The organism is Halobellus sp. LT62, from assembly GCF_037031285.1.
GTDB lineage: Archaea > Halobacteriota > Halobacteria > Halobacteriales > Haloferacaceae > Haloquadratum > Haloquadratum salinisoli.
Genome location: NZ_JAYEZO010000002.1, coordinates 780,148 through 807,147, shown reverse-complemented (window position 1 = coordinate 807,147; position 27,000 = coordinate 780,148). Strand labels below are relative to the sequence as shown.

Genomic DNA, 27,000 nt, shown 5'->3' with positions numbered 1-27,000 from the left:
CGCTGCCGCGTGGTCGGCTCGCCTGTGCGTTACGCTCGCCGCGCGCCCGTTCCCGGGCGGTCGCAGTCGGCGAGTCGGATCTCGCTTCTCTCGATCGGAACCCCCGCGTACTCGTCATCGTCGAGCAGTAGCGCGCCGTCGAGGTCGGCGTAATCGAGGAGCGGCGCGAGGTGGCAGGCGGCCGCGATCGACGCGTTCGACTCGATCATACAGCCGAGCATCACGTCGAGGCCGTGCGCCCGCGCGGTGTGAATCATCCGGCGAGCCTCGGTGAGCCCGCCGGTCTTCATCAGCTTCAGGTTCACGATGTCCGTCCGGTCGGCGACCGCCGGGACGTCGGGAAGCGTCACGCAGGACTCGTCCGCGGCGATCGGCAGCGACGAACGCTCGTAGACGAATTTGAGCCCCTCGGGATCGCTCGCCGGAACGGGCTGTTCGACGAACTCGACGTCGTGGGCGTCGAGTCGCTCGGTCATCCGGACCGCCTCCCGGGGCGTCCACGCCTCGTTGGCGTCGACGCGGATTCTGGCTTCGGGGGCCTCCTCGCGGACGGCGGCGACGACCTCCGCGTCGCGATCGGTCCCGAGCTTCACCTTCAGGACGTCGTAGCCGGCCTCGACCGCGCCGTGGGTCTTCTCGCGCATTCGCTCGGTGGTGTCGAGTCCGATCGTGAACGACGTCTTCGGGACCCGTTCGGGGTCGAGTCCCCACTGGCGGTAGAGGGGGACGTCCAGACGCTTCGCGGCCAAGTCGTGCAGCGCGACGTCGACGGCGGCCCGCGCGGCGGGGTTGTCCTCGACGACGCCGCGGAGTCCGCGCTCGATCCGCTCGATCGCGTGGGGGTCGCCGATCGATTCGACGACAGTGAGAAGCTCCGGCAGGACGGCCTCGACCGTCTCGGGTGTCTCGCCGTAGTGGCCGGCCGGGGCCGCGCTCCCGACGCCCGTCCGTCCCTCGTCGTCGGAGATCCGAACGACGACGTTCTCGGCGACCTCTTGGGTCCCGCGAGAGATCGTGAACGCGTCCGCGAGCGGGAGCGAGACGCGCTCGAACTCCGTCGAGAGCATCGTCACAGGTCCTCCGAGCGCATTCTCACACCTCGTCTCGTCGAGCGCATCGGTCACTCGCTCCCGAGGATCGAATCGAGGATCTCGTCGGCGTCGAAGCGGACGACGTCGGTCGCGGGACGGCCGAGGTCGTCGGCGTAGGCGTCGACGGCCTCCCGAGCCGCGTCGTCGTCTTCGATCCCCGCGGTGTTCAACGCGCCGGCGACGACGCTGCCCTCGTGGACGGGCGCGGCCAGATCCTCGTAGAGGTCGACGCACGCTTCGATCTCCGGGATCGGGAACGACTCGTAGCCGTGGATCGCTTCTCGTCCGGCGGTGTGACACAACACCATCGAGTCGGGCATCGCGCCGTGGAGGATCCCGCAGGTGACCGCCGAGTACGCGGGGTGGACGATGCTGCCCTGTCCCTCGACGAACAGGACGTCGTAGTCGTCGCCGATCTCCAAGAGCATCTCCTCGACCGCGCCCGCGGTGAAATCTGAGACGACGCGGTCGATCGGGTTGCCCCAGCCGGCGATCATAATCCCGGTCTGGCCGGTCGGGACGAAGCCCGCGTCGATGCCGCGCTCGCGGGCGGCCTCGACGAGTTCGAGCGAGACGGTCATCTTCCCGACCGAGCAGTCGGTGCCGACGGTGAGCACGACGTCGGCGTCGATGTCGGCGCTGCGACCGCCCGCCACCGTCAGATCGTCCTTGGGCTTTCGCACGTCGCGGAGCGCCACGCCGTGCTGCTCGGCGAGCGCCGCGAACTCCTCGTCCCCCGAGAGGAAGTAGTGGAGCCCGGCGACGACGTCGCAGCCGCGCTCGATCGCCGTTCTGACGTCCGGCCGCCAAGAGTCGTCGAACTCGCCGCCGATCGGCGAGATCCCGATGAGAAGCGTGTCGGCGTCGGGCGCGTCCGTCATCGATTCGACGATCGGCACATCGGGGAGATCCCGCCGGTGGTCGCTCGCGACTGTCCCGGCTTGGTCACGGTCGAGCACGGCGACGACGTCGTAGTCGGCGTATTTGAGGACGCCCGTGGCGGTCTTCGCGCGCTCGGGGAACTTCTCGTGTGCGAGCACGACGACCCGCTCCGCGTCGGAGTCCGCTGCGGCTTCGGTCATACCTGAACGGACGGCGACTGTCGTTTTAACGCTCTTGATCCGAACGGTCCTGATCCGAGCGGTCCGCATCCGAACGACGTGCCGCGAAGGCCGACGCCGCCGGTCACAACAGCGACAGCCGAGTCGTCCAGAACTCCCGCACTGCGCGGTCGAGCGCCTCGTCGGGGTCGCCGGTGGCATCGACGGCGGCCGTCCGGTCGGCGAGATCGGTGAACCGACCGAGAACCGTCTTCTCGCCGAGGACGATCAGCTCGCGGTCGGTCGAGGCGTCGGTGGTGTCGACGTCCGTTTCGGTCGTCGCTGGACCGTCTGCGTCGAGGTGCGCCTCGATCGCGTCGCGCGCGCGCTCTAAGTGCTCGTCTACCTGCTGGTCGCGACGCCGCTCGAACCGCGCCTGCGAGAACCCGCCCTTCGAGTGCGCGCCCATCACGTCGGATTCGACCTCGTCGACGAGCGCTACCGACTCGCCGTCGTAGACGCCGAGAGCGAACAGGTCCGAGCGGACGAGGGCGACCCAGACGGGCTCGACGGGCGCGAACCACGAGCGCTCGATCCGGAAGGACGAGCCCCACTCGTCGAACGCCGCGGGCGGGGTCGGCGGGTCGAGCGCGGCCGCGACGAGTCCGGCGTCGTCGACGCAGACGAGACACGGCGCAGCCCGGTGAACGAGCGCCGCGCGATCGCCGAGCGCCCCCGAGACGGAATCCGGAACGTCCTCGTGAACCATCGCCGTCAGCGCGCCCTCCGCGTCGGTCTCGAACGACGACAGTCGGTTGAGAATTCCGTCGCGGCGGCCGCAGCGAAGGGCTTCGGTCCCGCGGAAGTCGACGTCGGCATCGCCGGAGCCCGAAAGCCGTTCGACGCGCTCTTCGAGCCCCTCGATCTTGTCTTCGAGCCGATTGACTTCGGCTTCGGCCTCCTGTCGCTTCCGGGCGGCCTCCGAGCGTCGCTCCTCCTCGGCCGTCGCCCGGCGTTCGAGGTGGCGCTTCTCCTCCTCCAGTTCCTCGATCCGGGCTTTGAGCTCCGCGCGGCCGAGCAACTCGTCGAGCATACCTCGACGCGCGGCCGCGGGCCACTTAGCGGTTATCGTCGCGGGCGTGCACTCGCTGACTGGGCGGCCGAACTAATCGAATTCTGATACAATCAGGTCTGTCCGACTGCGACGCGGCAACCGACGCCTCCGATGTCGCGTCGACGGCGACCTCGTCTAAAACGACCGCTCAGCTCATCCCGACAACGGCGAGAGCCGATACAGCGTCCGCACGGCCTGCACGACGCCGGTCTTCGCCAGCGCACCGCTTCGATAGGCACCGTACTTCGCGAGCGCGCCGCTGCGGTACGCGCCGTACTTCGCGTAGAAGCCGCTCTTTCTGACGCCCGCACCGGCGTAGTGGCGCGCGGACGTCGGGATGGGCGTCCGCCGTCCCTCGACGCGCGTCGCGCCGTCGCGGATCGCGTCCAACACGACGTCCGCGGTCAACCCCGAGCGAGTGACGTCGTCGATCTCGATTTCGGTGTAGGCGCGGCCGACGAACCCGACCTTGTGCGCGTCGCTCCCGGCGACGCCGGGGTAACCGAACGTATCGGCGTACCGCCGCGCGCGGCGGTTCTTCCAGCCGGTGAACGCCCACGAGTTGTACACCTCGATGGCGTCGGGGTCGACCGTCTCCAGTCGGTTCCGACGGACGCCGTGTCGGCTGCGCTGGAAGGGATGCGGGACGATTGCGACGCCGCCACGTTCGCGGATCCACGCCGCGGTCTCGCTCATCGGTTTACGCCGCGGCGGCATCTCCTCGACGCCGAGCGCGAGAAGGTGCCCGTCGGCGGTCGACACCTCGACGCCGGGGATACCGACGAGCCCGTAAATCGGGGCCAGTTCCGCCGCGCGGACGGACTCGTGGAGGACGTCGTGGTCGGTGATGACGACGGCGTCGAGTCCGATCTCCGCCGCCTGCTCTAAGAGGAGCTCCGTCGGCGCGGAACTGTCGTAAGAGGCTTCGGAGTGGACGTGGGGATCGATTCGAACAGTGAGCGACACGTGCGGGCGTTGGTGCCGCTCGGAGTAAAGCCTGTCTGCTATCACCGACGCGCTGCGATCCGTTCACCAGTCTCGTATCCGTTCCAGAGCGCCGCTGGGACGCGGCCCTCGCCGGCGACCCAATCGCCCGCGACGCAGAGACCAGCGTCGGCGGCCTCGTCGAGGAGTGACTCGGTGGCGACGTCGTCGATGGGCGACTCATCAGCGGCGTCGTCGATGGGTGACTCGTCAGCGGCGTCGTCCGGGAGGGCGTACCGCCACCCTTGGTCGTCCGTCCAGTCCGGGTCGCGGTAGCGGTCGTCCTCTATGAGCGTCGCGACACGGTCGGCAACGTCGTCGACGACCGCCGAGAGCGGATCGTCGTACCGCCGCCTCGACCACTCGGGGCTCATCTGCACGACGAGCAGGCTCTCCCCGTCGGGGACGTGCCCGCGCTTGCACTCCTCGCGGGACAGCCAGCCGATCGCGTGCTCGCGGTCGGTGTTCACGAGGCCGTACCACGGGTACGTCTCGCGAAACGGGTAGTGGAGAACGACGGTCCGGATCGTCCGATACGGGACGGCGTCGACGGCCGCCGCGAGTCTCTCGCGGCGGGGATCGTCCCACGCGGTCGCGCGGAGGAGGGCCGCCGTCTGCGGTGCGGGCGGCGTCAACAGGACGACGTCGAACGGTCCGTGGACGTCGCCGTCGGCGGCGACGAGCGACCACACTCGCGGGTCGGCGTCGCCGTCGACGTGGATTTCGGCGATCCGGGTCCGGCGGTGAACCGTCGCGTCCGTGCGGGCCAGCAGGCGCTTCGCCAGCTGGGTGATTCCCGCCGTCCACGTGTACTTCCGTGACTCGCGGTCGTCGCCCGGCGCGACGGTTCCGGCGGCGTCGAACGTCCAGACCGGTTCGTCGATCTCGACGAGGCCCGACCGGCCGAGGCGTTCGAGGAGATCCGCGGTCCGGTCGTCGGTCGCCTGCACGTAGTTCGCGCCGTGGTCGTAGTGACAGCCGTGTTTCCTGCGCGTGGCGGCGCGCCCGCAGACGCCGCCGCTCTTCTCGAATATCGTCACCTCGGCGTCGGTCTCTCGCAGGGCGTACGCCGCCCCGACGCCCGCCGCGCCCGCCCCGACGATTCCGACGCGCGTCGGCGAACGTCGCGGACCGTCTCGCTGAGCCATACCCGATTGAGGGATCGTAACGGCATCACCGTTCGGGCCGGCGGCTCACGCGCACCGCCGTTATTCTCCGTGAGAATCGGCCCGGAACCGTTATACGGCCGTCCGTCGACGCACCGATATGCGGATTCCGAGCGGCGTCAGCGGGTTCGATCACCTCATCCAAGGTGGGTTTCTCCCGGAACGGCTGTACGTACTGTCAGGCCCGCCGGGAAGCGGCAAGACGACGTTCACCGCGCAGTTCGTCGCCGAGGGACTCCGAAACGGCGAGAACTGCCTGTACATCACGATGCACGAATCCAGAGGTGAACTCGTCGACGACATGTCGAGCTTCGAGTTCGGGTTCGAGACGCTCGCGGCCTCCGAGCAGTTCCGCTTCGTCAACTTGGCGAACAAGAAGGGCAAGCGGCTGTTGAATCAGTTCTCACAGAGCGGCTCCCCCTCCAGCGTCCAAGGGCTGACCGACAAGGTCGTCGCGTTCGTGAACTCCAGAGAGATCGATCGGCTCGTCATCGACTCGACGATGCTTCTCGAACTGTTTTTCACCGACGGCGAGGACGAGATGGCGCGGTTTCTGACGGCGTTGAAAGACTGCGACGCGACGACGCTTCTCATCTCGGAGATGACCGATCCGAGCGCCTACGCCGACGAGCACTTCCTCGCACACGGGGTCGTCTTCTTCCACAACTACCTCGAGGCGACCGGAATGACCCGCGGGATACAGGTCGTGAAGATGCGCGGCACAGACATCGACTGCGACATCCGATCGCTCCGGTTCACCGACGAGGGCCTCACCGTCGATCCGACGAAACGCGTGGACTTCTGAGATGTACGAACGCGTCTTCGACACCGACTGGGAATCGCTCTCCGGCGAGGAGGCGGTCCGACGGACGTACACGCTCGGCATCGCCGCACAACTCGGATACGGCGACCCCGAGGAGCGTTCGCGCATTCGCGCGCTCGCCTCCAGCGCCTACGAGCGGAGCGTTCTCGACCTCGCGTTCGAGGAGGGAAAGCGGAAGGTGCAGGACGTCCGGCCGCTGCACGACAGCGACGAGGAGACGTGGGAGGAACTCGTCGAAGCCGGCGATTCGACGGCACCGTCTCCGGAGTCGCTGCAGGCGGACCGCGGCTCGCGCGACCTCCCGGAGGCGGTCGAACAGCCGTCGGTGCTCGACGGTTACGATATCGACGAGCTCGAACGGCTCCGGCTGCCGTCGTTTCTCAAACGCGACGACGAGTGAGGGGCGTCGAAGCGAACGTCGGACTCGAAAGGCGTTGGGAATCCACGGGGCGAGGTTCTTCACGCTCCGAGCCCAAGAGCAAGTATGGCGAACGAGACGACTGAAGACCTACCTGACTCCGAGGCGGCGTGGCGCGAGCGACTCACCGACGAGCAGTACGAGATCCTGCGAGAGCGCGGGACGGAGCCGAAGTTCAGCGGCGAGTACCTCGACGTCGACGACGAGGGGACGTTCCGCTGTGCGGGCTGCGGTGCGGCGCTGTTCGACAGCGACACGAAGTTCGACTCGAACTCGGGGTGGCCCTCGTTCTTCGACGCCGACGAGGACGCCATCGAGACGAAAACGGATACCCGACACGGGATGCGGCGGATCGAGGTGCGCTGTCGGAACTGCGGCGGCCACCTCGGACACGTCTTCGACGACGGCCCGGAGCCGACCGGCAAGCGCTACTGCATCAACTCGCTGGCGTTGGAGTTCGATCCCGACGAGTGAGTCACCGACGGAGCGACGTGTGCAGCAACGAGTGGAACGCGTTATTTCGTGTCGGCGAGGGCGTCGTTGGCCGGCGGAGAGCGCGTCACTCCTCGGCGACGAGATTCGTCGTGAGAACGGGTACCGCCGAGCGCGCGACGACTTCCTGTGAGACGCTGCCCATCATATTCTTCGCGTAGTCGCCCCGTCGGGTGCCCATCGTGATGAGGTCCGCCCCGACGACATCCGCGTACGCGAGGATCTCGTCGGCCGGGTCGCCCTCGCGGATCGCGGTCGTGACTTCGAGTCCGGCGTCCCGCAGGCGCGCGGCGGCGCGGTCGGTCGCGGCTTCGCCCTCGACTTCGAGTTCGGTGAGCACGTCGGTCTTCATCTGCTCTTCGAGCGTGAGGAACGCCCGATCGTCGATGACGTAGAGAACGTGCACCTCGGCCCCGCGTCGCTCCGCGATGTCGGCCGCGGTCTCGACGACCGCGTCCATCGAGTCAGTTCCGTCGGTCGGCAGTAAGATTCGCTCGAACATCTGTCTCTGCGGGACGTTTCATCTGCGGCACCCTATATCCACCTTTCTCGTTGCGTCGTGAACGCGCCGGTGCGAACGAATGGATTCAAGTCCGCGCCCCCGGTATCGACGGGTATGAACGCCGGAGACCGCGTCCGCGTCGAACGCGCGGGCGTCACGAACGAGGGCGTCCTGATGCCCTCCTCGACGCCGGAACACCTCGTCGTCAAGCTCGACGGCGGGTACAACGTGGGGATCGCGCGCGAAGACGCCGACGTGGACGTCGTCGAATCGAACGTCTACGACGTCGAAGCCGCACAGTCGGAATCGGAAGAAAGCGAGATCGCCTTCGACGACGACCTGCCGACGGTCTCACTCATCTCGACCGGCGGCACCATCGCCTCGACGGTCGACTACCGCACCGGCGCGGTGACAGCGCAGTTCGACGCCGAGGACGTGCTGCGCGCCGTCCCCGACCTCGCGGGCCGGGCCAACTACCGCGGCCGCGTCGTCACGAACATCCTCTCGGAGAACATGACACCCGCGGTCTGGAAAGAGCTCGCCGAGGCCGTCGCCGAGGAGATCCGCGCCGGTGCCGACGGCGTCGTCGTGATGCACGGCACCGACACGATGCAGTTCTCCGCGTCGGCGCTGTCGTACATGCTCGACACGCCCGTTCCGATCGTCTTCACCGGCAGCCAGCGCTCGGCGGATCGCCCCTCCTCGGACAACGTGATGAACGCGGTCTGCGCCGTCGAGGCCGCGATGGCCGACGCCGCCGAGGTGCTCGTCTGTATGCACGGCTCCACGTCCGACGACGTCTGCGCGCTCCACCGCGGCACGCGCGTCCGCAAGAACCACACCTCCCGACGCGACGCCTTCGAGACGGTCGGCGCGGAGCCGCTGGGGGAAGTAGACTACGACGCCGAAACCGTCGAGTTCCATCGCGAATACGCCGAGCGCGACGCCGTCGACCTCGACGTGAGCACGGAGTTGAACGAGAGCGTCGACCTCCTGAAGTTCACGCCCGGACTGGACGTCGACCGCTACGCGGCGACGCTCCGAGAGGCCGACCTCGACGGGCTGATCGTCGAGGGGACCGGTCTCGGGCACGTCCACACCGATCTGATCCCGGTGCTCAAAGGTCTCGTCGACGACGGCGTCGTCGTCGCGATGACGAGTCAGTGTCTGGAGGGCCGCGTCTGCGACCGCGTCTACGACACCGGTCGCGACCTCATCGACGCCGGGGTCGTCGAGACCGGCGACACGCTCCCGGGCACGGCGAAGGTGAAGCTGATGTGGGCACTCGAACACTGCGAGGACCCGGCCGACGCGATGGGACGCCCGCTGGCGGGCGAGTTGCAGCAGCGTTCGGTGCCGTGGACGTAGGGACGCACGAGGGACGAACGCGCGAGCGTCACGGTACCCTGACGGTGGTTTCGATCACCCTGACGACGACTCCGACCACGCTGACGACGGAACCAATGACGGAAACTCACTCCACCGAAACCGTTGCGGACCGCCCCGAGCGAGCCGACTACGCCTGCGAGGACTGCGGCCGTCGGTTCTACACCGAGGACTTACTGAACTTACACCGCGGCGTCACCCACCCGAGCGCGCTCGACGAGGCTGAGCGCGACGCCTACCGCGAGGTCTACGCCGCCGAGGAACGCGCGATCCGCTCGTTCCGCCTCCGCGCGCTCGGAATCCTCGTGCTGTTGTACTTCGGATTCCTCTTTCTCTACGTGTTCTATGCCTCGTGACGGACCCTCCCGCGGCGCGGCGACCCGATGGACCGCCAGAGCCGCGACGCTGGGGCTCGCCCTCGTCGGCGCGCTCCTTCTCGCGCGGGGCGTCGCCGCGAGCAACGCCGCCGTGGGGCTGTCGGAGGCATCGCAGGGCGGATTGGCGATACCGCGGTGGCTCTACGTCGCCACCGGCGGGGCGGCGATCGGTGCCTCGGCGCTTCTGGCCGGGTTCGTGACCGACCGCGGGTTCGTCGAGCGCGTGCACGGGTGGCGGCAGGATCTCGCTGCGAGCGACCGCGTTCGCCCCGTCGGAGTTGCGGTCGGCGCGCTCGTCGGCCTGCTCCTGTTCGCGCTCGTGGTCTACCGCGGAGTCACCGGTCCGCAGCTCTCGACGATCAACTTCGCGGTCGTGGTCGTCTTCGCGGGTGGTCGCACGGGACTGACGATGGCTACATACGCCGTCGGTAACGTCTGGCCCGCACTGAATCCCTTCGAGACGGTCGCCTCGCGGCTGCCGAACGGGTTCGTGGAGTATCCCGACCGACTCGGTCGCTGGCCCGCCGTCGCCGGTATCCTGCTACTCGTGTGGATCGAGACGACGACCGGCGTCACCGACACGCCCCGGACGCTCGCGGCGCTCGCGGCCGTCTACGGCGTCCTCACCGTCGCCGGCGCGGTGCTCGTCGGGAGCGACGCGTGGTTCAGAAACGTCGACCCGGTCGCGACGTTCTTCCGGTTCTACGGCCGGGTCGCCCCCCTCGCGTGGGAGGGCGGTCGGCTCCGCGCGTCGCTGCCGGCGATGCGCCTCGTCGAGATCGACGAACGGACTGGATCCGTCGCGGGCGACCCGACACTCGCGGACGAACAGGCGACCGCGACCGATGGGTCGGGGCGGACCCGGCAGCGAGTCGTGACCGGACTGAGCGACGTCGCCGTCGCCGTCGCGCTCGTCTGGGAACTCACGTTCAGCGGCTTCGTCACCACCGAGCAGGGGGCGGCGACGGTGCGGAGCGTCGTCGGCGTCGGACTTCCGCCGACGCTCGTGTACGCCGTGCTCTTCGTCGGCGGCTTCGGACTGTTCTACGGCGCGTACCTCGCGGCGGCGCACGTCTCCGTGCGACGGGTGCTGACGACGCGAACGCCGCGGGAGCTCGCCGTCGCCTTCGCCCCGCCGCTCTTGGTCGTCGCCGCGGGCTATCACCTCGCGCACTACTTCGCGTTCTTCCTGTCGCTTTCTCCATCCCTCTCCACTGTCCTCGCTTCGCCGCTGTCTGCACCGACGAACCCCGTCGTTCTCACGCTCCCCGCGTGGGTGTCGGCGTTGAATATCGTCTTCGTGCTCGGCGGGCATCTCGTCGCAATCTGGGTGGCGCACTCGATCGCCTATCGACTCTTCCCCAGTCGCTTGCAGGCGATCCGGAGCCAGTACCCGTTCGTCTTCGTGATGATCGGCTACACCGCCGCGAGCCTGTGGCTCATCTCGCTGCCGACGGTGACGCCCGCGTTCTTGGGCTGAACGGCCGAATCGGCGGCGACTCGCGGCCGCGTCGAACGGAAGGCACTTGTCGACGCGTCCACTCCGAGCGGTGGGATGCTACTGGCAGGAACGGTCGTCGCCGATCCGGAGACCGTCTACGAGGAGGGAGCAGTCGTCGTCGTGGGAAGCGAGGTCGTCGCAGTCGGGCCGCGATCGGAGATCGAAGCCGCTCACCCCGACCACTCCGTTCGGGAGTTCGACCTGATTTCACCGGGGCTCGTCGGCGGACACATCCACTCCGTCCAGAGCGTCGGGCGTGGAATCGCCGACGACACCGCGCTCTTGGAGTGGCTCTCGGCGCACGTCCTCCCGATGGAGGCGTCGCTGGGGGAGGGTGAAATGCGCACGGCGGCCGAACTCGGGTACCTCGAACTGCTCGAAAGCGGAACGACGACCGCCATCGACCACCTGTCGGTCCACCACGCCGAAGCGGCGTTCGAGGCCGCGCTCGATCTCGGGATCCGCGGTCGACTCGGGAAGGTGTTGATGGACCAACGGGCCCCGGAGGGACTCCGCGAGGACGCCGACGAGGCGCTGGCCTCGACCGAGCGCCTGCTCAAAACCTACCACGGCGCGGCCGACGGCCGGATTCAGTACGCGGTCACGCCGCGATTCGCCGTGAGCTGTACCGAGGCGTGCCTCCGCGGCGCGCGCGAGATCGCCGACCGCTACGACGGCGTCCGGATCCACACCCACGCCAGCGAGAACGCCGAGGAGATCGCGACCGTCGAGGCCGACACCGGAATGCGGAACGTCGAGTGGCTCGACGAGGTCGGCCTGACCGGCGAGGACGTCGTGCTCGCCCACTGCGTCCACACGGACGAACGCGAGCGGGAAATCCTCGCGGAGACGGACACGCACGTCACCTACTGCCCCTCCTCGAACATGAAACTCGCCTCCGGGATCGCGCCGATCGTCGACTACCTCGACCGGGGGATCAACGTCGCACTCGGCAACGACGGCCCGCCCTGCAACAACACGCTCGATCCCTTCACCGAGATGAAACAGGCGAGCCTCCTCCAGAAGGTCGATCAGTTGGATCCGGAGGCAACGCCCGCGCAGGTCGTCTTCGAGATGGCGACCCTCGGCGGCGCTCGCGCGGCGGGCTTTGAGAACGTCGGCGCGCTCCGCCCGGGGTGGAAGGCGGACGTGATCGCGCTCGATACGGACCTAACGCGCGCGACGCCGCTGTACGACCCGCTCTCGCATCTCGTCTTCTCGGCGCACGGCGACGACGTGACGTTCGCGATGGTCGACGGCGACGTCGTCTACGACGAGGCCTTCGGCGGCCTCCAGACTGGCGACGCCGACGGCATCCGCGAGCGGGCGAGACGGGTCGCCGACGGGCTTCGGGAGTGAGCGAACTCCGATTAATTTAGGGTACGACACCGAGGTTCGTCGGAGAAAATTTCACGAAGAGATGCTCGGTCAGGGATTCTGAACTCACTCGCAACGGAGTTGCTCGCTGCTCAAATCCCTTCGTCGATACCGCACTGCTCACTTCGTTCGCAGAAACGGCTACTCGGTCAGGGATTTGAACCGGAACCAGACGTGCGCGCTCGCTACGCTCGCTGTGCGCGACTGGTAGGGTTCAAATTCCTTCTTAGACACCGTACTGCTCACTTCGTTCGCAGAAACGGCTGCTCGGTCAGGGATTTGAACCACGGTCGCAGCGAAGCTGCTTCCTGATTCAAATCCCTTCCCTGCGCGCTTCTGTTTTCGCAAGCCGCCTCGCTGTCGCTCGGCGACTTGCTTCGGGAGAAGTGCTCGGTCAGGGATTTGAACCCTGGTCCTCGGCTCGAAAGGCCAAGATGATTGGCCGGACTACACCAACCGAGCCTGCATCCCTACGTGGCGGGTATATTCGTTTAAAGATTCCGTTACAGAGGCGGTGCGGCACTGTTTCGCGCACGTCTCAGCGCGCGACTTGGCGGTACAGACCGACTCACTTCCCCTCGAATTCGGGCTCCGAGTCGCCCATAAACGCCGTCATTCCGGTCATCAGGTCCTCGGTGTCGAAGAGCAGGCCGAACGACTGCGCCTCGACGTCCAGTCCGGCGTCGACGTCGTCCCAGCCGCGGTGCATCGCGCGCTTCGTGTACCGCTGGGCGATCGGCGGCCCCGCCGCGAGGTCCCGCGCCAACTCGAACGCGCGCGCTTCGAGCTCCTCGTTGGCGACGACCTCGTTGACGAAGCCGTAGTCGGCCATCGTCTCGGCGTCGTAGCGATCCGCGGTGAAGATGATCTCCTTCGCACGACCCATTCCGACGATGCGCTGGAGTCGGACGGTGCCGCCCCAGCCGGGGATGAGCCCGAGGTCGTGTTCGGGCTGGCCGAACTCCGAGCGCTCGGAGGCGACGCGGAGGTCCGCGCCCGTCGCGAGTTCCATCCCACCACCGAGACAGTAGCCGTCGACGCCCGCGACGACCGGGAGCTCCGAGGACTCCAGTCGGCCAAAGGTCTCCTGTCCGAGCCGCGAGAGGTCGGCCGCGCGATTGACGTCGCCCGCGCCGCCCGCCATTGCCTGGATGTCTGCCCCGGCGGAGAACGCCCGGTCACCCGCGCCGGTGATGAGCACCGATCGAACCTCCTCGTCGTCCTCGAAGCGCTCGACCGCGTCGCGGAGTTCTTCGAGAATCGTGTCGGTGATCGTATTCATCCGGTGGGGTCGGTCCAAGACGACGTGACCGACGCGCTCGCGGACCTCGACGGTGACCGCGTCGTAGTCGTAGCCGTCGTCGCCGTTGGCGTCTTCCACCTCGGCCGACCCGTGGAAACTGCTCCCGGCGTCGACGAGTTCGCGGAGGTACGAGACGGCCTCGTAGCGCTCCTCGCCCGTCTCCTCGTAACGCTCGTCGAGCACGTCGAGAAGTTCCGAGAGGTCCCGTTCGTCGAGCATCAGCGCGGGGCCGTCAGCCCATCGGCCGCCGAGTTTGACGGCCGTGTCGATCGCCTCAGCCTCGGCGACCTCGTTCTCGATGAGCCCGGCCACTTCGTTGGCGAGGACGGCCAAGAGCCGGTCGGCGACGTCCTCGCGGACCTGATCGGACGGCACCTGCGCGCCATCGCCCGATTCGTAGTCGTAGAACCCGGCTCCCGTTTTCTTGCCGAGGTCGCCCGCCTCGACCTTCGCTTCGAGGAGCGGACACGGTCGGTAGGCGTCGCCGATTTTTTCTTGCATATACTCGAGGACGTGATAGCCGACGTCGATGCCGACCTGATCGGCCAACTCGAAGCTCCCCATCGGGAGCCCGAGGCCGTACTTCGTCGTGGAATCGACCTCGGCGACGGTCGCGTCACCCTCCTCGACGATCCACGCCGCCTCGTTCATCAGTGGCGTGAGCACGCGGTTGACGATGAATCCCGGACTGTCTTTGTGCACTCGGACGGGCGTCTTTCCCATCTCTTCTGCGAGTTCGGTGACGAGATCGAGCGTCGACTCGCTCGTCTCCTCGCCGGAGATGACTTCGACGAGTTCCATCCGAATCGGCGGATTAAAGAAGTGCATCCCGCAGAATCGCGCCGGACGATCCGTCATCTCGCCCAGTTCGGTGATCGAGATACTCGACGTATTCGTCGCGAAGACCGCTTCGTCGGGAGCGGCCGCAGCGAGGTCTGCGTAGACGTCTCTCTTGATCGAAACCTTCTCCGGGACGGCCTCGATGACGACGTCGACATCGTCGACCGCCTCCGCGATGTCGACGTGCGTCGAAATACGATCGAGCGTCGACTCGGCGTCGGACTCCGATATCTGTCCCTGCTCGACGAGTTTATCCAGCGACCACTCGATCTGCTCGTAGCCGTTTCGCACGAACTCCTCTTCGATGTCGCGGAGGCGGACCTCGAACCCGGCGAGCGCGGCTACCTCGGCGATCCCGTGGCCCATACTCCCCGCGCCGAGAACCGCGACGGCGTTGACGTCGTCGATATCCATACACTGAATCTGGGCCGCTCGGGGTTTCAACGTTTCCTTAACCCGGATAATAAACTCAACAAGCGTTTCAAATGGGCGGGAGACTCGGCGAATCGTCCACGACTCGTCAGGAGCAGGGCAGTCAACCAGTCGACGATGTAGGGGTCTGCAGTCAGTCGACGACGCGCCAGAGATACCTGCTCGCGTGGCTCCGATACGGCCGCCACCGCTCGGCGTGCTCGTTCATCCCGTCACGGTCGTCCTCGTCGAAGCCGTAGAGTTCGGCCATCCCCTTTCGGATCCCGAGGTCTTCGACCGGGAACACGTCCGGGCGACCCAGCACGAAGATGAGGTACATTTTCCCGGTCCAGACGCCGACGCCGCGGATCTCGGTCAGCGTATCGAGCACTGCTCCGTCGGGCTCTCCTTCGAGCCCCTCGCGCGTCAGATCCCGCTCTTCGAACGCGTTTGCGACGTTGCGTACGTACTCGATCTTCTGCCCCGAGAGCCCGACGTCCCGGAGTGTCGCGTCGTCGGCGTCCCGCACGCCCGCCGGCGTCACGTCGACGCGATCGAACAGCCGTTCGCGGATCGCCGCCGCCGACTCGACGGAGAGCTGCTGGTTCACGATCGACACGACGAAGCGTTCGAACTCGTCGTCGGCGGTGCCGATCGGCAGCTCGCCGTGCGTTTCCACCAACGGCCCCAGCTTCGGGTCGGTCCGGATCGGGTCCATCGACGGACAGTCGGGAGCGGGCGGACAAAGACGCGTCGCTCGCGGTGGTTTGTGTCGCACTCGGCGCGCCGTCGTCTGTGTCGCACTCGAAGCGGCGAAGTCGTCGTCGGCTCCCCGAGCAGACGGATATATCCGTTCGTCGACCGAATCGGGTGTATGGAGGGATCCGACGCAAGCGGACCGGCCACAGACGCCGTGAGCGACGCATCCGCCGTGTCGATCGACCGTCCGGACCCGTCGGTCGTCGACGCGCTCGTCGACCTGTGGGTCGCGCTCGCGACCGACCAGCGGGCGCACGACTCGCATATCCTCCCGGAGGAAAACCGGCCTGTCGTCCGCGATACGATCGCGCGACAGGCGGTGAGCGGCGGTGTCCGCGTCGCCCGAAGCGGAGGCGAGGTCGTCGGCTTCGTGACGTTCGATATCGAGCGCGGGGCGTACGCGCAGGACGAGACGCGGGGCGTCGTCCGGAACGTCTACGTCGACCCGGAGTACCGCGGTGCCGACGTCGGGACCGCGCTGATGGACGAGGCCGAAGCGGCGCTTCGGGAGGCCGACGCGACTGTCATCTCCCTAGAAGCGATGGCGGCGAACCGACGGGCCCGCGAGTTCTACCGCGGACGGGGGTACAGTCCCCACCGGATACAGTTCGAGAAGCGGATCGAAAAAGGAGAGACAGCGGACTCGGCGTCGGAGTGATCGGCTGTCGAGCCGTCCGCCGAAAACGACACACATTCAAAAGAGGACCGAGTACGTCGACACGCGCCAGGGGAGCATGGGCGGTTCATGCACTCGACTTGTAATCGAGACTTCGTGGGTTCGAATCCCACCCCTGGCTCTTCTCGACCGCGACACCGCAGACTCACGTCGAGGCAGGCGTTTCGAAGCCCACTAGAAAAGCAGTTCACTGGGTTCGAACGTACACAACATTCGAAGGCGGGAGCCGTTACGGGAGCACCAGCGTCGAAGAAACCGTTTGGAGAGGCCGCGAAGGTCAGCGGAGAGGGCCTGCGTCAGCGGGGTGCCCGGAAGCGGCCGCCGATTCGGCGTGGAGGGCCGGGGGGAGGGACGGGCCGAATCGGGTGGGTGGTCGCGTCGGCGGGGACCGAATCGCGGGCGGCCCAACCGGGGCAGATTCGACTACGGGGGAGACACACGTAAATGCGCCTTTGGTTCAAAGAACCGTTTTACCCATCGCTTTATCGCCGTCTACCCGCCGGGAGAAGTACCAACGCGCCCGGAATCGCGAGGGTGGCAAGTTGGAGCGGATTCTCACGAATGTCGAAGTTCGGATCCATCGGTTGGCTCTGCACGTCGGTAATCCGCAGCGACGAGTAGTAGATGATGACGTGAGTGAACGTATAGCCGATGACGAAAGGGACCGCAAGTGAAAACCGGACACCGAGTTGGGTTGAGAGGAGGTTGAACACGATTGCGACCACCGACGAAACGGCCAGAAAGTCGCCGATCTGCAGCGTGACGCCGGTGAACGCCGTCAGGACCGTATCGACGATCGAAGACGTCGTCGGCGTGTAGACGAACGCGGAGAAGACGCTCGTGGCGATGAGCGTCATCCCCACAAAGAACCCGACGATCGGGTACGCATACTCCATTGGTTCTGCTCTCTCCGGGAGTGAATATAACGCTACTCCTTTGGTATCAAAACTGAGTTTCACGCGCTCCGGCGGATCAATCCATCACCGAGGCCGCGGCGCGGAGTAGATCCGTCGCGGTGGATGCAAAGGCGTTCCCGCGCTGTCCGAAAACGTCACCGCTCTGTCCCGGAACGTCTTCGCCTTGGCCGGGATCGTCGGACGAGTGAACGCCCGACGTGATGCCGTCTCGCTCGCTGGAACCGGATTCCCGTTCACGCGCTGTCTCGCCCGAGGAACCGTTATTCGCTGCCCCTCCGCGGGTCGCGTTCGATTCCGCCTCACCGCCGTCACCGATCGATGCAGACCCGCGTTCGAGGTCCGTCGACTGACTCCCTCGATCACGGCCGCCGGAGGCGACCGGGTTCCCGTTTCCCCCCGCATCACGCTCGCTGTCGTTCGTTGCGTTACCGGTTGCGTCTCCCAACTGGTCACCGCTGCGGTCGGGTGCGTCACCGCGCTCTCCCGGTGAGCTATCGCTCTGCCCGGGGAGACCACCGCTCCGCCCCGGTGCGGCGGCGCTCATTCCTCGACCGGCATTATCACCGGCGATGCCGCGGGCGATCTCGGCGATCTCGGGACCCGAGAGGTTTCGGGCCTCCGTCCGAAGGCGTTCGATGTTCGAGGTGTTGATGCCGTTGGCCTCGCGCACCGGCTCTGGCAGTGTCGAAGCGCTCTCGTTGGCCTGTTCGAGTCGCCGCTCGATCGCGTTGATCTCGGCGGTCAGCTGCGCCGCGTTCGCGCGGTAGCGACCCTCCGAGACGTTTCCGGCCTCGCGAGAGCGCTCCAGTTCGGCGAGTCGCTCGCGGAGCCGATCGATCCGCTCGCGGCTGTCGTTGACGTCGGTCGCGATGACCGCCGCCTTGGAGTCGTTCGTCGCCGCGGCGGCGACCCGCTGCCCGAAGGCCCGTGAACCGACTTCGCTATCGATTTCCGTTCGCTGGACTGCCACCACCCCCGCGAGTTGTGCGCCCGGACTGAGCGACGACGATTCGTCCTCCTCGGACGCCGTCTCGTCCGTCTCATTCGACTGCGGCGTCGCCGTGTCGGTACCGTCCACCTGCGCCGATGTCGACTCGGCAGCAAGTGACGCCGGCGAGTCGGCAGCCGTCGCGACAGCGCCGATGGGGACCATCGCGAGCACGACGACGAGGGCGACGAGTAGCGTCAGTTCGGATCGCATCACGGATATCGCTATATCACGTATCGCCATATACCTCCACCATCCTTTGGCCCATTTTCGCCGGGTTAATCCGGATTGTTTCGGGGACGGAAGCGGGGTACCGCAAAGACGCCGAGTGGAGTGCCCAGAGAGAACCGCTACACCTCGCATTGGCATCTACCGACGGAACGGGCCGAGCGCCTCGGGGCCTGATCCGGGGGTGATTCACAGTCACGTGTCCCCGTTTTCGTTCGTGTCCCCGGCTCCGTCCGTATCCTCGCTTCCGCTCGTGTCTCCACTCTCGTCGTCGGGACCGCCCGGAGCCAAGCTCTCCCCGGGGAGGACGAGCACGTTCTCGCGGCCCAAGCGGAACGCGTCGAGTTTGTCCGCATCGCGCATCTTCCGGATGACTTGGCTCGTTTTCGCGTCGGTCCAGTCGAGCGTACGGGCGACTTCCTGCTGCTTGATCCGTCCGCCCTCGTGTTCGACGAGCGCGAGCACGCGCTCTTCGTTGCTGAGGAGTTCGTCCTCCCACGGGGGCGTCTCGTCGGTCTCGCCTCCACTCGCCGCGGCGGCGCTTGCGGACTCCGCCGTGGTGTCGCTCGTCGCGTCCTCGGGCGTCTCGGCGGCATTCCCGTCGGAATCCGGTACCGCGCCAGTGTCGGCGGTCGAGGCGGTCGGGGTCGCCGTCGACGACCCGGTCGCGTCCGCACCCGTCGAGTCGCCGCCGACGTGCGATCTCCCGCCGCGACGTCGGTACAGCAGCCAGCCACCCGCACCAGCGGCGACGACGACGAGCGCGACAACGTCATAGCGGAGCGGGTTGGCTCCGTCGCCCGCTCCCGCGTCGTCGGCGGGCGTGGTGGTCACGCCGTCGCCGGTCGATTCGACGGCGACGAGGGTCGGTTCGTTGGGCCCGAAGTCGAGCGGGCCGTTCCAGACGACAAGTCGCGAACCCAAGCGCGTGTCGTCCGGGTCCGGCTGTGCCGTATCGAGCGTGTAGCCGTCCGGCCACGAGATCTGCAGGGTCGTCTCCTCGTCGAGGAAGAGCCCCGCAATCGCGTCGCCAGCGCGGATTTCGCCGCCGTCGGCGACCGCGAAGTTCGTCCAGACGAAGGTGTAGGTTACCACGCCGTAGTCCTGTGGTAACTGCTGTCGGGTCGCAGCGACCGAGACGTCCTGAATCGCCATCTCTCGGCCGGTGGCGTTCTCCGCGGTGGCCGCGGTCGAGGCCATCCGATCGCGGAACTGCGCGGTGTACTCCGTTTCGTTGTTGCTGATATCGGTCTGGAGGCTCTCGAACGCCTCGGTGGTGTTCTCGTCGTCGAGGCGAACCCGATACTCGATCGTCCACGCCGCGGTGCCCTCGGGCGTGAGCGCGACTCGCATCGAGACGTCGTCCGGCGCGATCTGCGATCCGGCGATCGTCTCCGTCGTCTGCGCCGACGCGTCCTGCGTCGCCGCGCCGACGCCCCCGACGAGGGCGACGACGACGAGGGCGACACAGAAGACACGCACTGCGCGGTCGGTCATCTCGTAGCTATCTCGAACCGGGGGGCACAAACAAGTTCCGAGTGACCTTTTGTGAGATAACGAACACTTAAATGTCGAATACGACGTACGCGACCCATCCCGTATCGGCCTCCTCGACGCGCATTTCGGAGTAGGTCACGGCTTTCACCTCGCGCGCGTCGAGGTCCTCGAGCGGAATGCCCCGATAAGTGCCGGACAGGTGCCAGTCCGCCGCTTCCGCAGTCCCGCTTGCTTGCCTGTCCCGCCTCTGTTCGATTCGCACCCGGTTCCCGACCGGCAGGACGCTCCGCACGTCGCGCTCGTAGATCAGTTGATCGAGGTAATCGAACAACAGCGCCTGCAGGCCCTCGGCGGCGACGTCGACCGCGAACGTTTCGGCCGCGTCGGGCGCGGGGTCGGGAATCTTCTCGCAGGAGGCCGCCGCGAGCCCGTCTGCGACGTGGCCGAAGAGCGTCGAGAGGTCGGGCGCGATCGCCTCGACGGCGACGTCGGCGGTGTGCTCGCGAAGCTCGAAGGACATACCCATAATGACCCGCCCCCACGGCCTGTGTCTTCCGATCGGACGCGCCGGGCGCTCCCCGATCAGTGCTCGTCGGGGTCGTCTTCGGCCTCCGCGGTCGAGTCCCCGATGTCGAGTCCGCGCTCGCGACGAGCCAACTCGTGCGGTGTCTCGACGTGTGCGGGATCGACTCGCTCGTCGTAGCGAGACTCCGGATCGGTCGCGGCCGCGGACGATTGTGGGTTCTCGTCGGAGGGCATCCCGTCTGTCTCGTCATCGTTGGAGGACACCTCGTTTTCTCCGTCCCCGCAGAGGTTCGCATCGGTCAGCGAGTTGAGTTCCTCCCGCGAGAGCCCGTCGTCGCGGTCGGTCATCGCCACGCCGCTCGTGACGATCGCCTGTACGCCCTCCTCGACGGTCATATCGACGTCCACCACGCGGCTCTCGGGGAGATGGACGAGGTGGCCACCCATCACCGGGTTGGGTGCGAGCGGCAGAAACAACGTGAGCATCCGTTCGTGGCCCGCGGCCGTCCGAAGCACCTCGGGCGTTTCCGTGGTCACGAACCCGAGGGTGTACGCTCCCTCGTGCGGGAATTCGGCCAGTTTGACCTCGCGGAAGTTCTCCGCGTCGGATTCGAGCACCACGTCGCTCATTCGCCGGAAGCTCTCGTAGACGGAACCGACGCCCGGGATCTGCGCGATGACGTAATCGAACTGTTCGACGGCGCGTTCGCCGTACCGAGAGCTGTTCACCACGAGACCGATAGCGAGGACGGAGCCGAAGACGATGATCGGGGCCGACACCTCGATGAGCGTCTCGGTGCTGACGTTCAACGCGTTGGGTATGTGTGAGACGACCGGAAGGACGACGACCGCGTCCGAAAACAGGTTCAGATAGCCGTAGACGGCGTTGAACAGAAAGAGGAAGACGGCGATGGTGATGACGAGTGGGATCACGACCGCGAGCCCGGAGATGAAGGCCTCACGAACGACGTCGTACATCGATCTTTGGACCCGTCTCATCGAGGGGACGTCCGGGCGCGCGTCAGACATACGTATTCCCCCGGTACGAGGCATCCCCTCAAAGACCCCCCGCATCGATAATCCGAGACGAGAACCCGTTCGTGGCCCGCCGATCGGCGAGGAGCTTTATTCGTGTCCCGTCCGGAAGCACAGGTATGCCGATGAAAGGCGACGAGACCGACGGGTACCGCGAGATCGACCGGTGGGATCGGGGCGTCGGCTGGATCGCCTACCCGGAGGAGACGATGCAGCGCGCGAGCCACGCGCTCGTCGGCGACGACGGCGGCGTCTGGCTGATCGATCCCGTTGACGCGCCCGACATCGACGCGTTGGTGTCGGAATTCGGTGACGTCGCCGGCGTGATCGTCGGCCTCGACCGACACAAGCGCGACACGGCCGCGTTCGCGCGCCGACACGACGCGCCGGTGTACGTCCCGCGGTGGATGACCGGCGTCGCAGACGAACTCGACGCCCCGGTCGAGCGCTTCGACGCCGAACTCGCCGACTCGGGATTCGAGGCGTTTCGAGTCCGGGACTCGACGGTCCCGCCGTGGCAGGAGGTCGGGCTGTATCACTCGGGCGACGACACGCTCGTCGTTCCCGAGGCCGTCGGGACCGTCGCGTACTTCTGCGCGCCCGGGGAGCGACTCGGCGTCCATCCGATGCTCCGACCCGCGCCGCCGCGACGCGCGCTGTCCCGGTTCGAGCCGGAGCGCGTGCTCGTCGGCCACGGCGCGGGCGTGATGACCGACGCGACGACCGCGCTCCGCGACGCCCTCGCGAACGCGCGGACGAACCTCCCCGGTGCGTACGGCCGCGCGCTCCGAGAGTTGCTGTCCTAACGCGAAGACCGCGACGCCGACGACGTTTTTACCGGGGCGGTCGTCACACCGGTTGTGGTTTACATCACGCGCGGGCTGTTCGACGCGCTCTTGGAGATGGCTGACGACGAAGAACCGTCGTCAGTCAGCGTCGTCCTCGCGTCGACGCCCGCCGGCGAATTCGACGCCGACTTGTCTCTCGACGCCGAGACGCCGGTGCTCACCCATTTCTACTTCCCGGAGGCCAGCGGCTCAGTCACGGCCGTCTTCGGCGTCGACCTCGGGACGCCAGCGGGCCGCGGCCGCGCCCGGTTCGTTTCCCATCCACAGGGGCCGCTGGAGCCGACGCGGGAGGACACCTTCGCCGCCGCGATCGTGGTCGCGGTGCCGCCGTGGGACGACGCGTCGTGCGCGGCGTTCGATCGCAACGGCGGCGAACTCCCGTTGGACGTGCTCGACGTCGAACCGCCCGAGGAGTCGGTCGCCGGATAGCGGACAGAAAACGATGTTGTCCCGTCAGCGATCCAGATAGCCGAGATCAGCGAGCTGCTCTGCGATGTCCTCGAACTGCGCCTCGGTGAGCTCGCCCTCCCGCTGGTACTGGATGACGATGCTCCGCAGGAGGAAGCGAACGAGGTCGCTGGTGCTCGAAAAGCTGGTCCCCTCGATGGTCTCGTCGACCCGCTCTGCGAGGTCTTTCGGGATCGAGACGGTCGTGTACTCGGTCATCGTCTGGCGGATCCGAGGCGACGAACGGACAAAACCCTGTGGAGTCGACCGCGACACAGAGCCGGGGGTTTTTCCATCCCCCGAGCCGTAGCCGGCGTCGATGGCTGTCAGACCACCGCAGCAGGGCGGCGACGAGCCCGACTCGCTCGAATTCGGCATCGCGGCGCTCACGCCGTATCTCTCGGAGGCGGAGCTTTCCTTCCCCGCGACGAGCGACGAGGTCGTGCGCGCGCTCGGCGATCCCGAGATCCCCTACGACGCCAGCGGGAACTCGATTCCCCTCTCGGCGGCGCTCGAAGCGACCGGGCCGAGTCGGTTCGACACCGAACGGGAACTGTTGGACGCGCTGCATCCCGTCTTCGAGGAGTATCGAGCGGCGAGCGGCGGCGTTCTCTCGCAGCTTCGGGCGTTGTTACCCTTCTAACCCACCTTTTTCCACGGAGGGGTCCTGCGGACCCCTCCGCGCAAAAACCTAGAGGGAAAAATGCCGCTCGGCTCGCAACGCGAGCCTCGCGGTGTCAAACGATGGTGCTCGATAGTCGCGTTTCAGCCGCTTATTCGGATTGCGTCTCCTCGTCGATCTTCTGCAGCGTGTCGCGATGCAGCGTCAGGATGAGGTCGGCGAGCACACCGAACATCAACAGTTGGACGCCGACGATGATCCCGAAGCCGGAGACGACCGCCATCACCTCGTGGGAGATCCCGACGGTGACCCACTCGACGAGGACGTAGACGGCGATGAGGAGGCCGGTGAGCGTCGAGAGGACGCCAAGACTTCCGAAGTAAAAGAGCGGATTATTGGTCTTCGCGCGGCGGTACAGTTCCAAGAAGATGATCCCACCGTCGCGGACGGGTCTGAGGTTCGTATCCGATCCGGACGGCCGCGGGAGGTAGGTGATCGGGACGACCGTCGTGCGGATGCCACGCTTGGCGCATTCGACGGCCATCTCCGTCTCGACGCCGAAGCCGTCGGAGGTGAGCGTCATCCGCAGGAACGACTCGCGGGTGAACGCGCGGTAGCCCGAGAGGATGTCGCCGAAGTTCTCGCCGTGGACGTACGCGAACCCGCGATTGATGATCCGGTTGCCGATCTGGTTGAAACGCGTCATCGCGCCCTCGCGCAGATCTGCGAAGCGGTCGCCGATGACGTGCTCGGCCTCGTTTTCGAAAAGCGGTTCGAGCATCGCGTCGGCGTCCTCGACTCGATATGTCGCGTCGCCGTCGAGCATCAGGACGTACTCGCGGTCGACGTGTTCGTCAACGCCCTCTCGAACCGCCTGTCCCTTTCCTGACTCGGACTGGTAGACGACGCGTGCACCGTGCTCTTCGGCGATCTCGTCGGTAGCGTCGTCGGAGCCGCCGTCGACGACGAGGACGTCGTCGAACCCGTGATCGCGAAAGTCGTCGATCACCTGGCCGATCGTCTCGGCCTCGTTGTACGTGGGTACGAGGACCGTGACGTCGTCGTAATCCATCGTTGACACAGCCACGGGGCTGCATCAAAGGGGTTCCGGATTGCTGTGCAGAGAGCGATATATCGTAGCGTTTGCACGTCTTCGTTCACTGGATCGCACGACAGCGTGCGGTCGGATGCGCGATCAGGTGCCAACGCCACTATAATTCCGGTAGCTCCCCGCGTTGTTCTCTGCGAGCGAGGTCACGGACGAAGAGCCGAATCTGTCGCGTGAGGTCGTCTCGGTCTGTGTAGGAGTAGACGCGTGCGTCCCATCGCTCTTGGAGCGCTGCGATCATCGCACTTCGAACGCCAGACTCGTGGACGAACGCGACACGTTCGGTGTGGCTGTTCGCTGTTTCCTCATCAGTCGTCTGACCGTCGCGATAGATTGCTTCTAAAACGGAGCCAGTCTCGATCCCGACCCCGAGATTATCTCCGACCCTCGGTACGAGGTAAATTATCGCATTGCTCGCAAGCGCAAACTCGATGCTCTGTGTTCCCGCGTCCATCTCTTCGAGGGGAATATCGATATCGATCGCGAGAAACGCGTTTACACCGGGATTCGTTCGAAGCCGGTCCCGAACATCGAGTAGCAGATCGAGTACAGCTTCGTCTTGATCGAGGGCAACATCGGAATCTACGAGCGTCCCAAAATCGACGCTCTCTGGGATTTTCGTTGCTACACCAGCCTCTTCGGATAGCTTGATGGTTTCTGCAATATCAAATGCCTTGTACGGCCCCATCAGATACACCAGAAACTCCGAGTGAGCGAGATCGCCGAGGGTTTCCCTGATTCGCTCGCGCATATCGCCACTACCCAGTTCAATATATAAAAAATGTAGTATTCAGCACTCGCTGAGTCAGCGAATGCTTATTGCCCGTGGTGTTCAATCCGAGGTATGGCCGAGACGAACCGATCGACTCACGATTCGGGCGAACACCCGAGATTGCTCCCTGAGCACAGCCTGCTCTCGCTCGAAGAGTATCTCGAAATGCAGCAGGCAATCGGAAACGAAACCCGATTTCGGATACTGAATCGTCTCGTTGAATCGGGTGACCAAAGCGCGACAGAGCTCAAAGAGGCGCTCGATATCGAATCTAACACCCTCCATTATCACCTCGATACGCTCGTCGATGTCGGCCTCGTCGCAAACCGAAAGCGCAAGGAATCATCCAGCGACGGGCTCTATTCATACTACCGTGCGACCTCGCTCGGTGAGGGGATTCTCGAACACGGGGTTCGAGAACTGATGCGAGAAGAGTGGGAACTCCTCGACGCGTACTCCGGCGAGTCAGTGACTCCCGAGTGATGCCGTCGACGACCACGGAATCTATACGGCGGTATCCCGTCTGTCACTCGTATGTACGGAGTCGTGCTCGCGGCCGGACAGGGTACCCGAATGCACCCCCTCACCGATCACCGGCCGAAGCCGCTACTTCCCGCCGCCGGTCGCCCGCTGCTCGAACACGTTTTCGACGCCTGCGTCGACGTCGTCGACGAGTTCGTCGTCGTGATCGGCTACCGAGGGTCGGACGTCGTCGAACGCTTGGGCGAGGAGTACCGCGGCACGCCCGTCAGCTACGTCGAACAGACGGACCCCGCGGGGACCGCGCACGCGATCGAGCAGGCCCGCGAGGTCGTCGACGACCGGTTTATCGTCCTCAACGGCGATGTCCTCGTCGACCCCGAGCTGCCGCGCGCGCTCGCCGAGGCGGAGGGCTACGCCATCGCGACGACGCCCGTCGAAGACCCGCGCTCCTACGGCGTCGTGAGCGTGGATTCGGAGAACTCGATGGCGGCGATCGTCGAGAAGCCCGCCGATCCGCCGACGAACCTCGCGAACGTGGGCTGCTACGCGTTCGAGCCGGAGGTGTTCGAGCACATCGACCGGACGCAGCGAAGCGAGCGCGGCGAGTACGAGATCACCGACACGCTGGAGCTGCTGCTCTCGGACGGGCACGATATCTCGGTCGTCGAGTACGAGGGCCGCTGGCTCGACGTCGGCCGCCCGTGGGAGTTGTTGCGCGCGAACGAGTTGCTTTTAGCGGAGATCGAGCGGGATATTCGGGGCGATGTCGCGGAGGACGCGAAGTTGGACGGAGACGTCGTCGTCGCCGAGGGCGCGACAGTGCGCGAGGGGGTCCGCATCGAGGGCCCGGTCGTACTGCTGCCCGGTTCGGAGGTCGGCCCGAACGCGTACGTTCGCGGGGCGACGGTGTTGGGTCCCGATGCGCGCGTGGGTCACGGCGTCGAGGTGAAGAACTCGATCCTCTTTTCCGAGGCGACGGTGCCGCATCTGTCCTACGTCGGCGACTCGGTGCTCGGTCGGGACGTGAATCTGGGCGCGGGGACGAAGGTAGCGAATCTGCGCCACGACGACTCGTCGGTGAAGATGACCGTGAAAGGCGAGCGCGTCGACACGGGCCGTCGAAAACTGGGCGTCGTCCTCGGCGACGGCGTGAAGACGGGTATCAACGTGAGTCTGAACGCGGGCGTGAAAGTGGCCAGTGGAGCCGGCATCCCGCCGGGCGAGACGGTGTTGCGCGACGTCGAGCAGTAACGTAACCGTCCACCTACTC

Annotated in this window: 29 protein-coding genes and 2 tRNA genes; 14 read left to right on the top strand and 17 right to left on the bottom strand. The window is 66.3% G+C overall.

What is annotated here, in order from left to right:
- Positions 1-29: 29 nt before the first annotated feature.
- The 5 genes from U5919_RS13415 to U5919_RS13395 form a co-directional block, all read right to left on the bottom strand.
- Entirely contained in the window at positions 30-1,067 is a 1,038-nt protein-coding gene (locus U5919_RS13415) for a dipeptide epimerase (protein ID WP_336024935.1), read from the bottom strand.
- Between the two features lie 53 nt (positions 1,068-1,120).
- Complete coding sequence (locus U5919_RS13410) at positions 1,121-2,173, bottom strand: N-acetyltransferase DgcN family protein (protein WP_336024933.1); 1,053 nt, start codon at positions 2,171-2,173, stop codon at positions 1,121-1,123.
- Between the two features lie 103 nt (positions 2,174-2,276).
- The gene (locus tag U5919_RS13405; protein ID WP_336024932.1) at positions 2,277-3,224 is read right to left on the bottom strand and encodes a Vms1/Ankzf1 family peptidyl-tRNA hydrolase; all 948 of its coding nucleotides are present in this window, start codon (positions 3,222-3,224) and stop codon (positions 2,277-2,279) included.
- A 174-nt stretch (positions 3,225-3,398) separates the two neighbouring features.
- Positions 3,399-4,211, bottom strand: a complete 813-nt coding sequence (locus tag U5919_RS13400; RefSeq protein ID WP_336024930.1) for a CehA/McbA family metallohydrolase — start codon at positions 4,209-4,211, stop codon at positions 3,399-3,401.
- Positions 4,212-4,252: 41 nt separating this feature from the next.
- On the bottom strand, positions 4,253-5,377 hold the full coding sequence (locus U5919_RS13395; protein ID WP_336024928.1) for an NAD(P)/FAD-dependent oxidoreductase: 1,125 nt from the start codon (positions 5,375-5,377) through the stop codon (positions 4,253-4,255).
- 118 nt (positions 5,378-5,495) lie between these two features.
- On the opposite strand from U5919_RS13395, the gene U5919_RS13390 reads away from it, so the two are divergent.
- The 3 genes from U5919_RS13390 (at position 5,496) to msrB (ending at position 7,110) form a co-directional block, all read left to right on the top strand.
- Positions 5,496-6,200: an RAD55 family ATPase gene (locus U5919_RS13390; RefSeq protein WP_336024927.1), complete on the top strand. Its 705-nt coding sequence runs from the start codon at positions 5,496-5,498 to the stop codon at positions 6,198-6,200.
- Position 6,201: 1 nt separating this feature from the next.
- Complete coding sequence (locus U5919_RS13385) at positions 6,202-6,618, top strand: DUF8057 family protein (protein ID WP_336024926.1); 417 nt, start codon at positions 6,202-6,204, stop codon at positions 6,616-6,618.
- A gap of 84 nt (positions 6,619-6,702) precedes the next feature.
- The gene (gene msrB, locus U5919_RS13380; protein WP_336024924.1) at positions 6,703-7,110 is read left to right on the top strand and encodes a peptide-methionine (R)-S-oxide reductase MsrB; all 408 of its coding nucleotides are present in this window, start codon (positions 6,703-6,705) and stop codon (positions 7,108-7,110) included.
- An 85-nt stretch (positions 7,111-7,195) separates the two neighbouring features.
- On the opposite strand, the gene U5919_RS13375 is transcribed toward msrB, so the two are convergent.
- Positions 7,196-7,630, bottom strand: coding sequence for a universal stress protein (locus tag U5919_RS13375; protein WP_336024923.1), 435 nt, complete (start codon positions 7,628-7,630; stop codon positions 7,196-7,198).
- Between the two features lie 114 nt (positions 7,631-7,744).
- Between U5919_RS13375 and gatD the strand changes: the two genes are divergently transcribed.
- From gatD to U5919_RS13355, 4 genes are all read left to right on the top strand, one after another.
- Complete coding sequence (gene gatD / locus U5919_RS13370) at positions 7,745-8,998, top strand: Glu-tRNA(Gln) amidotransferase subunit GatD (RefSeq protein WP_336024922.1); 1,254 nt, start codon at positions 7,745-7,747, stop codon at positions 8,996-8,998.
- A gap of 95 nt (positions 8,999-9,093) precedes the next feature.
- Positions 9,094-9,372 carry a DNA-binding protein gene (locus U5919_RS13365; protein ID WP_336024921.1) on the top strand — a complete coding sequence of 93 codons (279 nt, stop codon included), beginning with the start codon at positions 9,094-9,096 and terminating at the stop codon, positions 9,370-9,372.
- Positions 9,362-10,873 carry a hypothetical protein gene (locus U5919_RS13360; RefSeq protein ID WP_336024920.1) on the top strand — a complete coding sequence of 504 codons (1,512 nt, stop codon included), beginning with the start codon at positions 9,362-9,364 and terminating at the stop codon, positions 10,871-10,873. Before U5919_RS13365 ends, U5919_RS13360 begins: the two co-directional genes overlap by 11 nt.
- Before the next feature lie 75 nt (positions 10,874-10,948).
- A complete protein-coding gene (locus U5919_RS13355) occupies positions 10,949-12,253 on the top strand; it encodes a 5'-deoxyadenosine deaminase (RefSeq protein WP_336024919.1) in 1,305 nt (434 codons plus the stop codon).
- Between the two features lie 405 nt (positions 12,254-12,658).
- Here U5919_RS13355 and U5919_RS13350 read toward each other — a convergent pair.
- The 3 genes from U5919_RS13350 to U5919_RS13340 form a co-directional block, all read right to left on the bottom strand.
- Positions 12,659-12,733: transfer RNA gene (locus U5919_RS13350), tRNA-Glu, on the bottom strand.
- 106 nt (positions 12,734-12,839) lie between these two features.
- Complete coding sequence (locus U5919_RS13345) at positions 12,840-14,828, bottom strand: 3-hydroxyacyl-CoA dehydrogenase/enoyl-CoA hydratase family protein (protein WP_336024918.1); 1,989 nt, start codon at positions 14,826-14,828, stop codon at positions 12,840-12,842.
- Positions 14,829-14,979: 151 nt separating this feature from the next.
- Positions 14,980-15,543, bottom strand: a complete 564-nt coding sequence (locus U5919_RS13340; RefSeq protein ID WP_336024917.1) for a DNA-3-methyladenine glycosylase family protein — start codon at positions 15,541-15,543, stop codon at positions 14,980-14,982.
- Positions 15,544-15,699: 156 nt separating this feature from the next.
- Here U5919_RS13340 and U5919_RS13335 point away from each other — a divergent pair, with 156 nt between their 5' ends.
- Both U5919_RS13335 and U5919_RS13330 read left to right on the top strand, forming a co-directional pair.
- Entirely contained in the window at positions 15,700-16,242 is a 543-nt protein-coding gene (locus U5919_RS13335) for a GNAT family N-acetyltransferase (RefSeq protein WP_336024916.1), read from the top strand.
- Between the two features lie 65 nt (positions 16,243-16,307).
- A tRNA-Thr gene (locus tag U5919_RS13330) sits at positions 16,308-16,381 on the top strand.
- Positions 16,382-16,742: 361 nt separating this feature from the next.
- Here the strand turns inward: U5919_RS13330 and U5919_RS13325 are convergent.
- The 5 genes from U5919_RS13325 to U5919_RS13305 all read right to left on the bottom strand — a co-directional run bounded on the left by U5919_RS13325 (position 16,743) and on the right by U5919_RS13305 (position 21,444).
- On the bottom strand, positions 16,743-17,156 hold the full coding sequence (locus U5919_RS13325) for a DUF8133 family membrane protein (protein ID WP_336024915.1): 414 nt from the start codon (positions 17,154-17,156) through the stop codon (positions 16,743-16,745).
- 76 nt (positions 17,157-17,232) lie between these two features.
- On the bottom strand, positions 17,233-18,378 hold the full coding sequence (locus U5919_RS13320) for a DUF7096 domain-containing protein (protein WP_336024914.1): 1,146 nt from the start codon (positions 18,376-18,378) through the stop codon (positions 17,233-17,235).
- Between the two features lie 210 nt (positions 18,379-18,588).
- Entirely contained in the window at positions 18,589-19,890 is a 1,302-nt protein-coding gene (locus tag U5919_RS13315; protein ID WP_336024913.1) for a helix-turn-helix transcriptional regulator, read from the bottom strand.
- 67 nt (positions 19,891-19,957) lie between these two features.
- Positions 19,958-20,410 carry an archease gene (locus U5919_RS13310; protein ID WP_336024912.1) on the bottom strand — a complete coding sequence of 151 codons (453 nt, stop codon included), beginning with the start codon at positions 20,408-20,410 and terminating at the stop codon, positions 19,958-19,960.
- A gap of 62 nt (positions 20,411-20,472) precedes the next feature.
- Positions 20,473-21,444: a DUF502 domain-containing protein gene (locus U5919_RS13305; protein WP_336024911.1), complete on the bottom strand. Its 972-nt coding sequence runs from the start codon at positions 21,442-21,444 to the stop codon at positions 20,473-20,475.
- Positions 21,445-21,569: 125 nt separating this feature from the next.
- Between U5919_RS13305 and U5919_RS13300 the strand changes: the two genes are divergently transcribed.
- Complete coding sequence (locus U5919_RS13300; RefSeq protein WP_336024910.1) at positions 21,570-22,256, top strand: MBL fold metallo-hydrolase; 687 nt, start codon at positions 21,570-21,572, stop codon at positions 22,254-22,256.
- Positions 22,257-22,310: 54 nt separating this feature from the next.
- Positions 22,311-22,727 carry a JAB/MPN domain protein-containing protein gene (locus U5919_RS13295; protein WP_336024909.1) on the top strand — a complete coding sequence of 139 codons (417 nt, stop codon included), beginning with the start codon at positions 22,311-22,313 and terminating at the stop codon, positions 22,725-22,727.
- A 24-nt stretch (positions 22,728-22,751) separates the two neighbouring features.
- Here the strand turns inward: U5919_RS13295 and U5919_RS13290 are convergent, their stop codons facing one another.
- Entirely contained in the window at positions 22,752-22,964 is a 213-nt protein-coding gene (locus U5919_RS13290; protein ID WP_049985763.1) for a ribbon-helix-helix domain-containing protein, read from the bottom strand.
- Positions 22,965-23,064: 100 nt separating this feature from the next.
- Here U5919_RS13290 and U5919_RS13285 point away from each other — a divergent pair, with 100 nt between their 5' ends.
- The gene (locus U5919_RS13285; protein WP_336024907.1) at positions 23,065-23,388 is read left to right on the top strand and encodes a DUF5789 family protein; all 324 of its coding nucleotides are present in this window, start codon (positions 23,065-23,067) and stop codon (positions 23,386-23,388) included.
- Between the two features lie 130 nt (positions 23,389-23,518).
- Here the strand turns inward: U5919_RS13285 and aglJ are convergent, their stop codons facing one another.
- Positions 23,519-24,439: an S-layer glycoprotein N-glycosyltransferase AglJ gene (aglJ, locus tag U5919_RS13280; protein WP_336024905.1), complete on the bottom strand. Its 921-nt coding sequence runs from the start codon at positions 24,437-24,439 to the stop codon at positions 23,519-23,521.
- 139 nt (positions 24,440-24,578) lie between these two features.
- Entirely contained in the window at positions 24,579-25,226 is a 648-nt protein-coding gene (locus U5919_RS13275; protein ID WP_336024904.1) for a DUF7509 family protein, read from the bottom strand.
- 93 nt (positions 25,227-25,319) lie between these two features.
- Here U5919_RS13275 and U5919_RS13270 point away from each other — a divergent pair, with 93 nt between their 5' ends.
- Complete coding sequence (locus U5919_RS13270) at positions 25,320-25,730, top strand: ArsR/SmtB family transcription factor (protein ID WP_336024902.1); 411 nt, start codon at positions 25,320-25,322, stop codon at positions 25,728-25,730.
- 51 nt (positions 25,731-25,781) lie between these two features.
- The gene (gene glmU, locus U5919_RS13265) at positions 25,782-26,981 is read left to right on the top strand and encodes a bifunctional sugar-1-phosphate nucleotidylyltransferase/acetyltransferase (RefSeq protein WP_336024901.1); all 1,200 of its coding nucleotides are present in this window, start codon (positions 25,782-25,784) and stop codon (positions 26,979-26,981) included.
- The last annotated feature ends 19 nt before the right edge of the window (positions 26,982-27,000 follow it).